This window comes from Nonomuraea rubra (assembly GCF_014207985.1).
Lineage (GTDB): Bacteria > Actinomycetota > Actinomycetes > Streptosporangiales > Streptosporangiaceae > Nonomuraea > Nonomuraea rubra.
On record NZ_JACHMI010000001.1, the window covers coordinates 2906748 to 2920645 of the forward strand.

Genomic DNA, 13898 nt, shown 5'->3' on the forward strand with positions numbered 1-13898 from the left:
GGGAGAGGTGAGAGTCGCTCCCAAGACGACCGCAACAGCGCAGAGTGTGATGATGCGTGGCCGCATCCGTTGCCTCCTAGTTAGCGCTTGTGACGCGAGATACGCGGTGGGGGGAGGCGGGGTTCAGCCGGGCCCGGAATTAGAGTTTTTCGCGCCTGCGGGGTAGATAGAGGATCATGAACGTGCTGGGCATCGACATCGGCGGCTCGGGCATCAAGGGCGCGCCGGTCGACACAGAGGCCGGTGAGCTGCTGGAAGAGCGGCTGCGCATCCCCACTCCCGAGCCGTCGTCGCCGGACGCGGTGGCCGGGGTGGTGCGAACCATCACCGAACATTTCGGTTGGACCGGTCCGGTCGGGGTCACCTTCCCCGGGGTCGTCGTGGACGGCGTGATCAGGTCGGCCGCCAACGTGGATCGTTCCTGGGTCGGCGTCGACGCGGCGCGGCTGTTCGGCGGGGCCACGGTGCTCAACGACGCCGACGCCGCCGGCCTGGCCGAGGTGCGCTTCGGCGAGGGGAAGGGGCACCGGGGGACCATCCTGGTGCTGACGTTCGGCACCGGGATCGGCAGCGCCCTGTTCGTGGACGGGACCCTGGTGCCCAACACCGAGCTGGGGCACCTGGAGCTGAACGGCAAGGAGGCCGAGCACCACGCCTCGGACCGGGCCAGGGAGAAGCACGACCTGGGCTGGGACAAGTGGGCGGAGCGGGTGGAGGAGTACCTGCGCCACGTCGAGATGTTGTTCACGCCGTCGCTGATCGTGATCGGCGGGGGCGTCAGCAAGAAGGCGCAGAAGTTCCTGCCGCACGTGCACCTCGCCACGCCCGTGGTGCCCGCCGCCCTGCAGAACCAGGCGGGCATCATCGGCGTCGCCCACGCGGCCGCGGGCCGGGTGCAGACCGTCCGCTGACGCTTCGCCCCCTGGCGGTCAGGCCGGGCCCGAGAGGGCGTCGGCCATGTCGTCGAGCTGCCTCAGCAGCACCTCCGCCTGGGCCCGGTCCAGCCCGGCCGTCATCCGGCGCTCGATCGCCAGCACGTCGGCCCTGGCCGCCTCCAGGGTCCGTTCCCCCGCCTCCGTCAGCCGCGTGGGCAGCGCGCGGCCCGACGGCGCGGTCGAGGGCCGCGACACCAGCCCCGCGTCCTCCAGGTTCCGCAGGACCACGTTCATCGACTGGCGCGTCACGAACGCGCCTCGGGCCAGCTCCGCGTTCGACAGCCTGGGCTGCCGCCCGAGCAGCTCCATGCACGCGTACTGCGGCGTGGTGAGCCCGTGCGCGCGCAAGGCGCCGTCCATGGCGGCGCGCAGGGCGGCCTGGACCCGCTTGAGCTGGTAGCCGATCGTGCGGGTGGCGTCCTCTTGTGTCATGTCAGAATTCTGACATATGCTCTCCCATGTCAAAGCTCTGACATGGGAGGGACGTTTCATGACTGTCACCGGAATCGACTTCGTCGCGCTGCAGGTCCGGGATCTCGAGCGGGCCGCCGCGTTCTACGAGAAGCACCTCGGTCTCGTCCGCAATCCCGCCGCCCCGCCGCACGCCGTCGTGTTCGCCACCGAGCCCATCGCCTTCGCCGTACGGGAGCCGCTGCCCGGCGTCGAGCTGCCGGAGCGGCCCGGGGCCGGCGTGGCGCTCTGGCTCAAGGCCGGCGACGCCCAGCGGCTGCACGACGACCTCCAGGCGGCGGGCGTGCCGATCGTGACCCCGCCCGTGGACGGCCCCTTCGGGCGGACGTTCAGCTTCGAGGGCCCCGAGGGTTACGTGATCACGATTCACGATCGCTAGACACGGCGATATTGGGATGCGCGAGGCGGGCGCGTCAGGCACCATGGGCGGTTGGCTCCGGGGATGCGGGGCTCAAATATCCTGAAAGCAGTATGGGAACGCCTTCGTTGTCCTCTCCACTCGCCGAGCTCCAGTCCCGCCTGCCCGACCTCATGCCGCGAGACCAGCGGCGGTTGCGGCGCAGGCTCGACGGCATGCGCCGCGTGCGCTCCCGCGACGCGCGCGACAAGATCGCCGCGGAGATCCTGGCCGACCTGGAGCGGGCGGAACAGCGACTGGTACGGCGCCGCGAAGCCGTACCGGTAGTGAAATATCCGGAAAACCTGCCTGTATCGCAGCGCAAGGACGACATCCTGGAGGCCATCCGCGACCACCAGGTCGTGATCATCGCGGGCGAGACGGGCTCCGGCAAGACCACCCAGATCCCCAAGATCTGCCTGGAGCTGGGCCGGGGCGTACGCGGGCTGATCGGTCACACCCAGCCCCGCCGCATCGCCGCCCGCACGGTCGCCGAGCGCATCGCCGAGGAGCTCGGCACCGGCCTCGGCGAGGTGGTCGGCTACAAGGTGCGCTTCACCGACCAGGCGAGCGACCGCACCCTGGTCAAGCTCATGACCGACGGCATCCTGCTGGCCGAGCTGCAGAACGACCGCCTGCTCGACCAGTACGACACGCTGATCATCGACGAGGCCCACGAGCGCAGCCTCAACATCGACTTCATCCTCGGCTACCTGAAACAGCTCCTGCCCCAGCGCCCCGACCTCAAGGTCGTCATCACCAGCGCCACGATCGACCCCGAGCGCTTCTCCCGCCACTTCGACGACGCGCCGATCATCGAGGTGTCCGGCCGCACGTACCCGGTGGAGGTGCGCTACCGGCCGCTGGAGGAGGACGACGACCAGACGCAGGGCATCGTGGACGCCTGCCGCGAGCTGATCGGCGAGGGGCCCGGCGACATCCTGGTGTTCCTGTCGGGCGAGCGGGAGATCCGCGACGCCGCCGACGCGCTGGCCAAGGCCGAGTTCCGCAACACCGAGATCCTGCCGCTCTACGCCCGCCTCAGCGCCGCCGAGCAGCACCGCGTCTTCCAGCGCCACACCGGCCGCCGCATCGTGCTGGCCACCAACGTCGCCGAGACCTCGCTCACCGTCCCGGGCATCAAGTACGTCGTCGACCCCGGCTTCGCCCGCATCTCCCGCTACAGCCACCGCACCAAGGTGCAGCGCCTGCCGATCGAGCCCATCTCGCAGGCCAGCGCCAACCAGCGCAAGGGCCGCTCCGGGCGTACCTCCGACGGCATCTGCATCCGGCTCTACGAGGAGGAGGACTTCCTCGGCCGGCCGGAGTTCACCGACCCCGAGATCCTGCGGACGAACCTGGCCTCGGTCATCCTCCAGATGACCTCGATCGGGCTGGGCGACATCGAGGCGTTCCCGTTCGTCGAGCCGCCGGACCGCCGCCAGGTCAAGGACGGCGTCAACCTGCTGCACGAGCTGGGCGCGTTCGACGCCCAGAACAAGCTCACCGGCGTCGGCCGCAAGCTCGCCCAGCTCCCCGTGGACCCGCGCCTGGGCCGCATGGTCCTGGAGGCCGAGAAGAACGGCTGCCTGCGCGAGGTCATGGTGATCGCCGCCGCCCTGTCCATCCAGGACCCGCGCGAGCGCCCCTCCGACAAGCAGCAGCAGGCCGACGAGAAACACCGCCGCTTCGCCGACCCCGAGTCCGACTTCCTGGCCTACCTCAACCTGTGGAACTACCTGCGCGAGAAGCAGCAGGAGCTGTCCTCCAGCGCGTTCCGGCGGTTGTGCAAGGCCGAGTTCCTCAACTACCTGCGCGTACGCGAGTGGCAGGACATCTACAGCCAGGTACGCCAGTCGCTCGGCGCCCAGCCCAACAGCGGCCCGGCCGACCCGTACCACGTGCACGCCTCGCTGCTCGTCGGCCTGCTGTCGCACATCGGCGTCAAGGACGTCATGGAGAAGCGCGGCGCCGACGGCCGCAGGCCGATCCAGGAGTACCTGGGCGCCCGCAACGCCCGCTTCGCCATCTTCCCCGGCTCGGCACTGGCCAAGAAGCAGCCGCAGTGGGTCATGTCGGCCGAGCTCGTGGAGACCTCCCGCCTGTGGGCCCGGGTCAACGCCAAGATCGAGCCCGACTGGGTCGAGCCGCTCGCGCAGCACCTCGTCAAGCGCACCTACTCCGAGCCGCACTGGGAGAAGAACCAGGGCGCCGTGATCGCCCTGGAGAAGGTCACCCTGTACGGCGTGCCGCTGGTCACCGGCCGCAAGGTCAACTACGGCCGCATCGACCCCGACCTGTCGCGCGAGCTGTTCATCAGGCACGCGCTGGTCGAGGGCGACTGGGACACCCACCACCAGTTCCTCAGGGACAACCGCCGCCTGCTCGGCGAGGTCGAGGAACTGGAGAACCGCGCCCGCCGCCGCGACATCATGGTGGACGACGAGGCCCTGTTCGACTTCTACGACCAGCGGGTGCCGGCCGAGGTGGTCTCGGCCCGCCACTTCGACTCCTGGTGGAAGAAGGCCAGGCAGGAGCAGCCCGACCTGCTCACGTTCTCGCCGGAGATGCTGGTCAACGAGGGCGCCGACATCAGCGCCCGCGACTACCCCGACACCTGGAAACAGCTCGGCCAGCGGATGCGGCTGACCTACCAGTTCGAGCCGGGCGCCGACGCCGACGGTGTCACCGTGCACGTGCCGCTCCAGGTGCTCAACCAGGTCAACTCCGACGGCTTCGACTGGCAGATCCCCGGCCTGCGCGAGGAACTGATCACCGCGCTGATCCGCTCCCTGCCGAAGAACGTGCGCCGCAACTTCGTGCCCGCCCCCAACTACGCCAAGCAGGTGCTCGCCGGCGTCAAGCAGGGCGGCGAGCCGCTGCTGGAGGCCGTCGAACGCGAGCTGCTGCGCCTGACGGGCATCCGCGTGCCGCGCGACGCCTGGCAGCTCGACCAGGTGCCCGACCACCTGCGCATCACCTACCGGGTGATCGACGAGCGCAAGCGCACGGTGGCCGAGGACAAGGACCTCGACGCGCTCAAGCGCCGCCTGGCGCCCCGCCTGCGCCAGACGCTCTCTCAGGCCGGCGACGACCTGGAGCAGACCGGCCTGCACACCTGGAGCTTCGGCACCCTGCCCAAGGTCTTCGAGCAGGGCCGCATGAAGGGCTACCCGGCCCTGGTGGACGCGGGTGACTCCGTCTCCATCAAGATCTTCGAAACCCAGGCCGAGCAGCGCCGCTCCCACTGGCCCGGCGTCCGCCGCCTCCTCCTGCTCAACGTCACCAACCCGGCCAAGTCGCTGCTCGGCGGCCTGTCCAACCAGGCCAAGCTGGCCCTGTCGCGCAGCCCCCACGGCGGGGCGGTGGCCCTGTTCGACGACGTGGTCAACGCCGCCGTGGACAAGCTCATGCTCGACGCCGGCGGCCCCGCCTGGGACCCGGTCGGCTTCGACCGCCTCTACCAGCACGTGCGCGCCCACCTGTACGACACGGCGCGGGACGTGCTGGCCAGGGTGGAGCAGATCCTCAGCGTCTGGCACGAGTCGAACGTGCGCCTGGACGCGCTGCGGGCGAGCGCGGCGACGCAGGACGTGCGGGATCAGCTCGGCAAGCTGGTGTACAAGGGCTTCGTGACCGCCACGGGCTATCGCCGGCTGCCGGACCTCCTGCGCTACATCCGGGCCATCGACCGCCGCCTGACCAAGCTGCCCGAGGAGCCCTGGCGGGATCAGGAGTGGATGGATCGGGTGCACAAGGTCGAGGACGACTATCACGACGTGCTGGACCGGCTGCATCCGGCGCGGCGGGGGGACCCGGACGTGGTGGAGATCCGGTGGATGATCGAGGAGCTGAGGGTGAGCTTCTTCGCTCAGACGCTGGGGACGCCGACGCCCGTGTCGGAGAAGCGGATCGCGAAGGCGCTGGAGAAGCTCACGCCCTGATCATGGAGGTGTCGAGCTCGAAGTCGATGGGCGAGGGCAGGCAGATGACCTTCCCCATCGCCACGGAGGTGGCCGTGCGGTATTCGCCGTCTTGAAGGTTGCTGTAGACGGTGACGACCGGCGGCTGCGCGATCGGATCGATCAGAAGGTAGACCGGAATCTTGCCGAGCGCGTAGAGATGCAGCTTGGCCACGCGGTCGGTATGGATGCTGCTGGGTGAGACGATCTCGGCGGCCATGATGACCCCGGATGACAACAGTTCGTTTCCCCATCGGTTGCAGTCGGGCGGGCTCAACACATAATCCGGGGAGGCCGAGTCTCGGGGGCCTTCGATGCAGATGCCCGGACCCTGGGGCGATCCGCTCCAGCCGCGTTCCTTGCGCAGCGGAAAGAGGGCATCGTGCAGGTCTGCGGCCCTCCAGGAGTGCTCCGGGCTGCCGAGCGGGCTCACGAGCAGGTTCCCTTCGATGAGCTCGACCCGGAAGCCGGGGAGGGGGGGCAGGGCATCGAACAACTCTCTTGTGGTCTGGAACATGGGCTCGCCGGCCGTCTCGGGCTGGGCCGCCGGAGGTTCGATCGCCATGGCCACCATCGGCTCTGTCCCTTCGTGTTCGAACGGGTACGCTAAGTATGTCACCGGACCATCACCCTTAGCGACAGAATCGGCCGCCTCCGCTCGTAGCGGAAGCGGCCGACAAGGTCTCACGCGGGCACGCCCGACACGTCCCGGTCATAGAACCGATGCCCCGCCACCGCCTCCGCGAAGGCGCTCGCGATGTCGTCCCCCACGATCACCCCCGTGTCGTTCGGCAGCCGGGCGGCCTCCAGGAGCTGCCGCCCCGACCCCACGGCCCCGACGGCCTTGCCGTGCCTGAACGCCTCCAGCACGAAGAACACGGCCCGCGCCGAAGCGGCCAGCGCACCCCCGTCGGTCGCCACCACGGCGTCGTAGATGACCGAGTTGGCCGCGCTGAGCTGCCGGTCCACCGGCAGCCCGCCGACCTCGCCCTCGTGCGGCGCCACGATCTCGCAGATCGCCCCCTGGCCTTCGAGGGCCTGGCGGAAGGCGGTGACGGCGGCGGCGTCCGTCCCGTCGGCCATGAGGATGGCGATCTTGCGGGTGGCGACGCTGCGCGGCTGGCCGGTCATGCTGAGCGCGGGCGAGGCGTTGGAGTGCACCTGGCCGCCGCCCGGTGCGGGCAGGCCGAGGCCCTGGGCGACCGCGGCCCCCAGGTCGGGGTGGATCTTGCCGCAGTGGACGACCATGGCCTCCTTGATGTGCTTGCGCTCCACGTGCCCGAGCTCGAACAGGAAGGCGGCCACGATGTGCCGCTTCTCCCAGTCGGCCATGCTGTTCCAGAACAGCGTGGCCTGGCTGTAGTGGTCCTCGAAGCTGGGGCTGCGCTTGCGGATCTTGGAGCCTTCCACCTTCTCCTGGTAGTGCCGGTAGCCGTCCATGGCCGCGGGGCAGCCGCCGCTGATGGAGTTGGGGGCGTAGCTGGTGCGCGACTCGTGGATCAGGTGCTGGTGGAAGCCGTCGCGCTGGTCGTTGCGTACGGGGGCGATCGGCCTGTTGATGGGGATCTGCGGGAAGTTGGGGCCGCCGAGGCGCAGGAGCTGGGTGTCGAGGTAGGAGAAGTTCCTGGCCTGGAGCAGGGGGTCGTTGGTGAAGTCGATGCCGGGCACGAGGTTGGCCGTGTGGAAGGCCACCTGCTCGGTCTCTGCGTGGAAGTTCTGCGGGTTGCGGATCAGCGTCATCTTGCCGATGGGCCGCAGCGGCACCTGCTCCTCGGGGATGATCTTCGTGGCGTCGAGCAGGTCGAAGTCGAAGTCGTGCTCGCGCGACTCGGGCACGAGCTGCACGCACAGCTCGTACTCGGGGTAGGCGCCGCGCTCGATCGCCTCCCACAGGTCGCGGCGGTTGAAGTCGGGGTCGTTGCCCTGGACGCGCAGCACCTCGTCCCACACCAGCGAGTACGTCCCCAGCTTCGGCCGCCAGTGCCACTTGACGAACGTGCCCTGCCCCTGGGCGTTCACCAGCCGGAACGTGTGCACCCCGAACCCCTGCATCATCCGGTAGCTGCGCGGGATCGCCCGGTCGGACATCAGCCACATGACCATGTGCAGCGACTCCGGCTGGAGCTGGACGAAGTCCCAGAACGTGTCGTGCGCCGACTGCGCCTGCGGGATCTCGTTGTGCGGCTCAGGCTTGACGGCGTGCACGAAGTCGGGGAACTTGATGCCGTCCTGGATGAAGAAGACGGGGAAGTTGTTGCCGACCAGGTCGAAGTTGCCCTGGGTGGTGTAGAACTTCGTGGCGAAGCCGCGCACGTCGCGTACGGTGTCGGCCGAGCCGCGGAAGCCCGCCACGGTGGAGAAGCGCACGAAGGTGGGCGTCTTGACCGAGGTGTCGTTCAGGAACGCGGCCGAGGTGTACTCGCCGAGCGGCTCGTACAGCTCGAAGACCCCGTACGCGCCCGAGCCCCTGGCGTGCACCACCCGCTCGGGGATGCGCTCGTGGTCGAAGCGGGTGATCTTCTCGCGGAAGTGGAAGTCCTCCATGAGGGTCGGCCCGCGGGTGCCGGCCTTGAGCGAGTTGTCCGTGTCGTCGACCCGGGTGCCCTGGTCGGTGGTCATGTTGAGGTCGTCGAGAGGTACGCGGTGCTCGTCGAGCTGGCGGTCCTTCGCGTCACGCTCTGGTTGCATGAAAAGATCCCCCTTACGGATATTTCGTCCGGTGTGTGCTAGTGCCCAGACAGCTGAGGTGAAACAGGGTGGGGGGATCGATGATCAAGGCCGTGGTGTTCGACGTCGGTGAGACGCTGATCGACGAGACGCGCATCTGGACGCGCTGGGCCGAACGGCTGGGCGTGAGCCCCTTCGTGCTGATGGGCGCGCTCGGCGGGATGGCCGCGCTGGACCGCCCGCACGGCGACGCCTTCCGGCTCATCCGCCCGGGCTTCGATCTGGAGGCCGAGGACGCCGCCTGGGAGCGGGACGACCCCACCGGCCTGCGCAACCACTTCGACGCCGGCGACCTCTACCCCGACGTGCGCGCGGCCCTGTCGGCCATCCGCGCCACCGGCCGCCAGGTGATCATCGCGGGGAACCAGCCCCGCCGGGCCTACGACGCGCTGGTCGCCATGGACCTGCCCGCCGACTCCGTGCACACCTCCGAGGGGTGGGGCGTGTCCAAGCCGGAGGCGGGCTTCTTCGCCAAGGTGGCCGCCGTCGCGGGCCGCGAGCCGGCCGAGATCCTCTACGTCGGGGACCGGCTCGACAACGACGTGCTGCCGGCCGCCGCCGCGGGCATGCGGACGGCATTGCTGCGCCGCGGCCCGTGGGGCTACCTGCATGCCGAGCGCCGCGAAGCGCAGGCCGCCGACGTGATCGTCGACGACCTGCCTGCCCTCGTGCCCGTCCTGGAACGGCTCACGTGAGGTTCTCGTCGGGATCGATGCGGACGGCCCGCTCCTCGGCCGACAGGTCGTCGTTGTCGTCGAGGTAGTCCACACCGATCTCCTCGTCGTCCCGGTCGGGCTCCAGCCCCTCGTCCGGCTGCGTCAGCCGGTGCTTGGGGCGTGGCTCGTGCAGGCGCTCGGGAGCCTCCCGCCGCAGCCGCTCGTCGAGGGTGTCCCTGCGCTGCGGGTCGTCGTCGACGATCTCGTGGCGGAAGCCGAGGTCGTCGGTCCACTCGGTGACCTCGATCTCCTGCTCATCTGCCATGCCGTGCCGGTTCGGAGGTGTTTCGGTCATACGCGCCCCCTACCCAGGGAGCGGGCCGGAATCCTAGGACTTGGCGTCCCGTAGCGCCTGGGCCAACTCTTCTTTGCCCATCTGGGAGCGGCCGGGGATGTCCGCCTGCTGCGCCCGCTCGTACAGCTCGGCCTTGGTGGGCTCACCCGCCCCGCCGGATCCCGGGCCGCCCAGCGCCTGCAGCTCCTCGGCCCTGCGCTGCTGGAACGCCTTGCCGAGCCGCTCCAGCTCCTTGGCGTCCACCGCCTTCTTCAGCGAGGGCAGGAGCTTGGTCTCCTCCTCCTCGACGTGGTGGTTGACGGACTCGATGAGCTCGTCGAGGGCCTTGGCGAACTCCGCCGTGCCGGGCCGCGCGCGGACGAGCGAGTCGAGGAGGACCTCCGCCTCCTTGTGCTCCTCGACGCTGTGGTGGGCGTCGATGCCCGGGTAGACGCGGTCCTCCTCGGCGCGCGCGTGCGCGATCAGGAGCGCGTGCAGCTCGGCGACCAGCGCCTGCTGGTCGCCCTGCCGCTTCTTGAGCTGGTCGAAGAGTCCTTCTACGACCCTGTGGTCCTGCGTGATGAGGGTGATGACGTCCGTAGCCATGGTGTGGCTCGCTACCCGGACGGTCAGCGTCCAATCGCGGATCCGACGAGCGAACGCGGGTCGGCGGCGCCGGCCAGCATCCCGTCGGAACGCACGTCGATCAGGTGGGCGTGGCCGAACGAGCTCCCGTACGGCAGCGCCGCCACCCGGTGCCCGGCCGCCGCCAGGCCGTCGGCCCAGCTCGCGCCCTCCTCCAGGTCGAGCACGGAGTCGTCGGGGGAGTCCCAGGTGTCGAACCCGGTGCCGCCGGTGCCCAGCCGCCAGCGCGGCGCCGAGATCGCCTGCCCCGGCTCCTCGCCGTGCAGCAGCAGGCGGGTGACGACCTGCAGCAGGATCTGGGGCTGCGCGTCGCCGCCCATCGTGCCGGCCACGGATCTGAGCGTGCCGTCGCGGCGGGTGATCAGCGCGGGCGTGAGGGTGTGGGGCGGGCGCCTGCCGGGGCCGTACTCGGCGGGGTGGCCGGGCTTGAGGGAGAAGCCGATGCCGCGGTTGTGGAGGTTGATCCCGGTACGGAGCTCGAAGATCATGCTGCCGAACCCGGCCGCGTTCGACTGGATCAGCGAGACGCCCATGCCGTCGGCGTCGACCGCGCACAGGTACGTCGTGTCGCCAGGCTCGGCCGGAGCCCGCAGCCGCAGCCGGGAGTCCCGGCTGACGAGCGCCCGCCGCCTGGCGGTCTCGGCCGGGTCGAGCAGGTCCTTGGCGGCCTCGTGCAGCACGTCGAGCCGGTCGTGCCCGGCGACCCTGGCGGACTCGGCCAGCAGGTGCGCCCAGACGGGGTCGTGCGGCGAGGCAGGCAGGTCGAGCCCCTCGGCGATGGCCAGCGCGCGCAGCAGCAGGTACCCCTGGGAGTTGGGCGGCATCGACCAGACGTCGTGGCCGAACACGCGGACCTTCAGCGGCTCGACCCAGTCGGCGCCCGGCGCGGCCAGGTCGCCCTCGGTGTACTCGCCGGCGCCCAGCTCGACCAGGCCCTGCCCGAACTCGCCCAGGTAGAAGCCGTCCCTGCCGCGTCCGGCCACCGCGCGCAGCGCCCGCGCGACGCCCGGCCTGGTGACGCGGTCACCCGCGGCGCGTACGGAGGCGAAGTCGCCACCCCCTGGCCGTCGGGCCGCGGCCACGGCGCCCGCCTGCATCAGCGGCGAGGCCGGGAACCCGTGATCGGCCAGCCGGATCGCCGGCGCGAGCAGCTCCGCCAGCGGCAGGCGGCCGTGCCGGGCGTGCAGCGCCGCCCAGCCGTCCACGCAGCCCGGCACCGGCACGGACCTGATGTCGTGCAGGTGCGGCATGCGCGTGTGGCCCTCGGCCCGCAGCCGGGCGGGGTCCGCGCCGGATCCCGCCCGTCCCGAGGCGTTGAGCGCGCTCGGCCCGCCTCCCTGCTCGGGATCGTGGACCAGGGCGAACAGGTCGCCGCCGAGACCGCACAGGTGCGGGGCGACGACGGCGAGCACGGCGTTGGTGGCGATGGCCGCGTCCGCGGCCGACCCGCCACGCTCCAGCATCGTCAGCCCGGCCGCCGAGGCGAGGTGGTCGACGCTGCACACCATGCCGGAGGGTGCGTATCTGGTGTTGTGCACGAGACGAGGCTACGCGCCCGCCCGCGGTCGCGGGCTCACTCCAGATCGCGCAGCCGGGCGTGCGCCTCCTTGAGCTGCCGGCGGAGCACGGCGACCTCGCGCTCCAGCTCCAGGATGCGGCGGATGGCGATGAGCGTCATGCCCTCCTGGGTCATGCGCGTCACGTGCTGCACGATGATGATGTCGCGGCGCGAGTAACGCCGCTGGCCGCCGCTCGACCGGCTCGGCCTGATGACGTCGTGCTGGTCGAGCCGCCGCAGGAACGCCTGCTGGACCTGGAGCATCTCCGCCACCTGCCCGAGCGAGTAGAGGGGCGCGTGTTCGTCGTCGAACGGCAGGTCCGGCATGATTCCATTCTCCTCGTGGCGCGGGGGCGGGCGGAACCCGCCCGCCCCCGTACCGCGCGCATCAGGCCTTGATGGCCTTCGTCTCGCCGCGCTGGATCTCCACCTTGCGCGGCTTGGCCCGCTCCAGGACCGGGATGCGGACGGTGAGCACGCCGTTGGCGTAGCCGGCGTCGATCTGGTCGCTGTCGAGGTGCTCCGACAGGTAGACCCGCCGGGTGAACGTGCCCATGGTGCGCTCGCGGACGAACAGCCGCTCGTCGCCGCCGATCTCCTCCTCGCGGCGGGCGCTGACGCTGAGGACGCCGCGGTCCACCGTCACCTCGATGGAGTCGGGGTCGATGCCGGGCAGGTCGAACCGCAGGAGCACGTCGTCCGCGCGGCGCAGGCCGTCCATCGGCATCACGGCGTTGCCGGTGCTGTCGAAGGTCTGGCGGGCCAGGCGGTTGAACTGCCGTTCGAACTCCTGGAAGAACGGGTCGATCGAGGTCAACAACATGTCCATCCTCCTCCGCTGGATGCTCGGTTGCAGCTAACCTCTAACTTCAGTTGTAGGTTACCTGCTCACTGAGATCCAACCAAGAGGGGTGGGCGATTATTTCCGGAGAGGTCAGGCGTTCTCGAGGCTCGGCCGTACCCTGACGGCCTGGCGCATCGTACGCCCGGACAGCCTGGTGAGCGCCACGGCCGTGATCAGGGCGGCCGCCACGCAGGACACGCCGCCTGCCTCCAGCGCCACCCGCGGGCCCAGCGTGTCGCTGAGCCAGCCGAGCAGCGGCCCGCCGGCCGCGCCCGCGCCCGCGCTGACGATGGACAGGGCCGCGATCACCCGGCCGCGCATCTCCTCGGGGCTGTCGAGCTGTGCCCGGGCGTTGACGGTGGTGTCGATCGCCACCGCGCCGGCCGCGATCGGCAGCATCATGGCCGCGAACGTCCACAACGACGGCATCAGCCCGCTCAGCGCCTGCGCCACCCCGGTCGCGAACGCCGTGATGAGCAGCAGCCTGAGGGTCAGGTGCGGCCTGGTGGCGGCCAGGAAGCCGCCCAGCACGGTCCCGACGGCGAAGACCGTGGACAGCAGGCCGTAGCCGGCGGCGTCCGACTCCAGCGGGCCGGCGCTCATGGCCGCCATGGTGACCTGGTAGTTGCGCCCGACGCTGCCCGAGACGAACCAGAGCGCCAGGACCACCAGCAGCCACGGCGTGCGCAGCACGTACCGCAACCCGTCGAGCACGGCGCCGGGCTGCCGCGCGGCGGAGGCCAGCACGTGGAACTCCGCGCGCCGCATGGCCGCGATGGCCGCGATCACCACGAAGAAGCTGGCGGCGTTGATGACGAAGAGGCCGCCCATGCCGGCGAACGGCAGCAGCACGCCCGCCAGGCTCATGCCCAGGATGCGGCCGGCGGAGTTCATGATCGAGCCGAGCGCCATCGCGTTCGGCAGGTCGGCGGGCGGCACCACCTCGGCGCCGAACCGGCCGAGCGCGGGCCCGCCCAGCGCGGAGATCAGGCCGCCGGCCAGGGCCACGGCGTAGATGGGCAGCACGGAGCGCACGTCCGTGAACGCGATCACCGCCAGCACGGCGGCGAGCCCGGCCTGCGCGAGCTGCGCGGCGACCACGACCGGCCTGCTGGGCAAGCGGTCGGCCAGCGCGCCGCCCCACATGCCGAACAGCAGCGTCGGCAGGGCCTGCATGACGAGGCTCAGCCCGACGCTGGTCGCCGAGCCGGTCAGCGTGAGGACGAGCCAGTTGACGCCCAGCACCTGCATCCAGGTGCCGGTGACGGAGACGATGTCTGCTCCCGCCCAGAGCCGGTAATTGTGATGACGCAGGGCTCTGAACGTGGAGGAAGAGGGAGACAAAACGGGTCCTTGCCTTGACGATGCA

Annotated in this window: 13 protein-coding genes; 4 read left to right on the plus strand and 9 right to left on the minus strand. The window is 70.5% G+C overall.

What is annotated here, in order from left to right; all coding sequences use genetic code 11:
* The first annotated feature begins 176 nt into the window (after positions 1-176).
* On the plus strand, positions 177-911 hold the full coding sequence (gene ppgK / locus HD593_RS13235; RefSeq protein WP_185102462.1) for a polyphosphate--glucose phosphotransferase: 735 nt from the start codon (positions 177-179) through the stop codon (positions 909-911).
* Between the two features lie 18 nt (positions 912-929).
* Here the strand turns inward: ppgK and HD593_RS13240 are convergent, their stop codons facing one another.
* Positions 930-1367, minus strand: coding sequence for a MarR family winged helix-turn-helix transcriptional regulator (locus HD593_RS13240; RefSeq protein ID WP_185102463.1), 438 nt, complete (start codon positions 1365-1367; stop codon positions 930-932).
* Positions 1368-1425: 58 nt separating this feature from the next.
* Between HD593_RS13240 and HD593_RS13245 the strand changes: the two genes are divergently transcribed.
* On the plus strand, positions 1426-1785 hold the full coding sequence (locus HD593_RS13245) for a VOC family protein (RefSeq protein ID WP_185102464.1): 360 nt from the start codon (positions 1426-1428) through the stop codon (positions 1783-1785).
* A 92-nt stretch (positions 1786-1877) separates the two neighbouring features.
* Positions 1878-5747: an ATP-dependent RNA helicase HrpA gene (gene hrpA / locus HD593_RS13250; RefSeq protein WP_185102465.1), complete on the plus strand. Its 3870-nt coding sequence runs from the start codon at positions 1878-1880 to the stop codon at positions 5745-5747.
* Here hrpA and HD593_RS13255 read toward each other — a convergent pair.
* The gene (locus HD593_RS13255; RefSeq protein WP_185102466.1) at positions 5737-6339 is read right to left on the minus strand and encodes a Uma2 family endonuclease; all 603 of its coding nucleotides are present in this window, start codon (positions 6337-6339) and stop codon (positions 5737-5739) included. The two genes, hrpA and HD593_RS13255, sit on opposite strands and share 11 nt — an antisense overlap.
* Positions 6340-6449: 110 nt before the next feature.
* A complete protein-coding gene (locus HD593_RS13260) occupies positions 6450-8453 on the minus strand; it encodes a catalase (RefSeq protein WP_185102467.1) in 2004 nt (667 codons plus the stop codon).
* An 80-nt stretch (positions 8454-8533) separates the two neighbouring features.
* Here HD593_RS13260 and HD593_RS13265 point away from each other — a divergent pair, with 80 nt between their 5' ends.
* Positions 8534-9187, plus strand: coding sequence for an HAD family hydrolase (locus HD593_RS13265; protein ID WP_185102468.1), 654 nt, complete (start codon positions 8534-8536; stop codon positions 9185-9187).
* On the opposite strand, the gene HD593_RS13270 is transcribed toward HD593_RS13265, so the two are convergent.
* From HD593_RS13270 to HD593_RS13295, 6 genes are all read right to left on the minus strand, one after another.
* Complete coding sequence (locus HD593_RS13270) at positions 9180-9503, minus strand: DUF5709 domain-containing protein (RefSeq protein WP_185102469.1); 324 nt, start codon at positions 9501-9503, stop codon at positions 9180-9182. The genes HD593_RS13265 and HD593_RS13270 overlap by 8 nt on opposite strands.
* A 33-nt stretch (positions 9504-9536) precedes the next feature.
* Entirely contained in the window at positions 9537-10088 is a 552-nt protein-coding gene (locus tag HD593_RS13275; RefSeq protein ID WP_185102470.1) for a hemerythrin domain-containing protein, read from the minus strand.
* 23 nt (positions 10089-10111) lie between these two features.
* Positions 10112-11665 carry a gamma-glutamyltransferase family protein gene (locus HD593_RS13280; protein ID WP_185102471.1) on the minus strand — a complete coding sequence of 518 codons (1554 nt, stop codon included), beginning with the start codon at positions 11663-11665 and terminating at the stop codon, positions 10112-10114.
* A 35-nt stretch (positions 11666-11700) separates the two neighbouring features.
* Entirely contained in the window at positions 11701-12012 is a 312-nt protein-coding gene (locus HD593_RS13285; protein ID WP_221524747.1) for a MerR family transcriptional regulator, read from the minus strand.
* A gap of 61 nt (positions 12013-12073) precedes the next feature.
* Positions 12074-12508 (minus strand): Hsp20/alpha crystallin family protein, encoded by a 435-nt coding sequence (locus tag HD593_RS13290; RefSeq protein WP_185102472.1) that lies wholly within the window; start codon positions 12506-12508, stop codon positions 12074-12076.
* A 111-nt stretch (positions 12509-12619) separates the two neighbouring features.
* A complete protein-coding gene (locus tag HD593_RS13295; protein WP_185102473.1) occupies positions 12620-13873 on the minus strand; it encodes an MFS transporter in 1254 nt (417 codons plus the stop codon).
* Between the last annotated feature and the right edge of the window lie 25 nt (positions 13874-13898).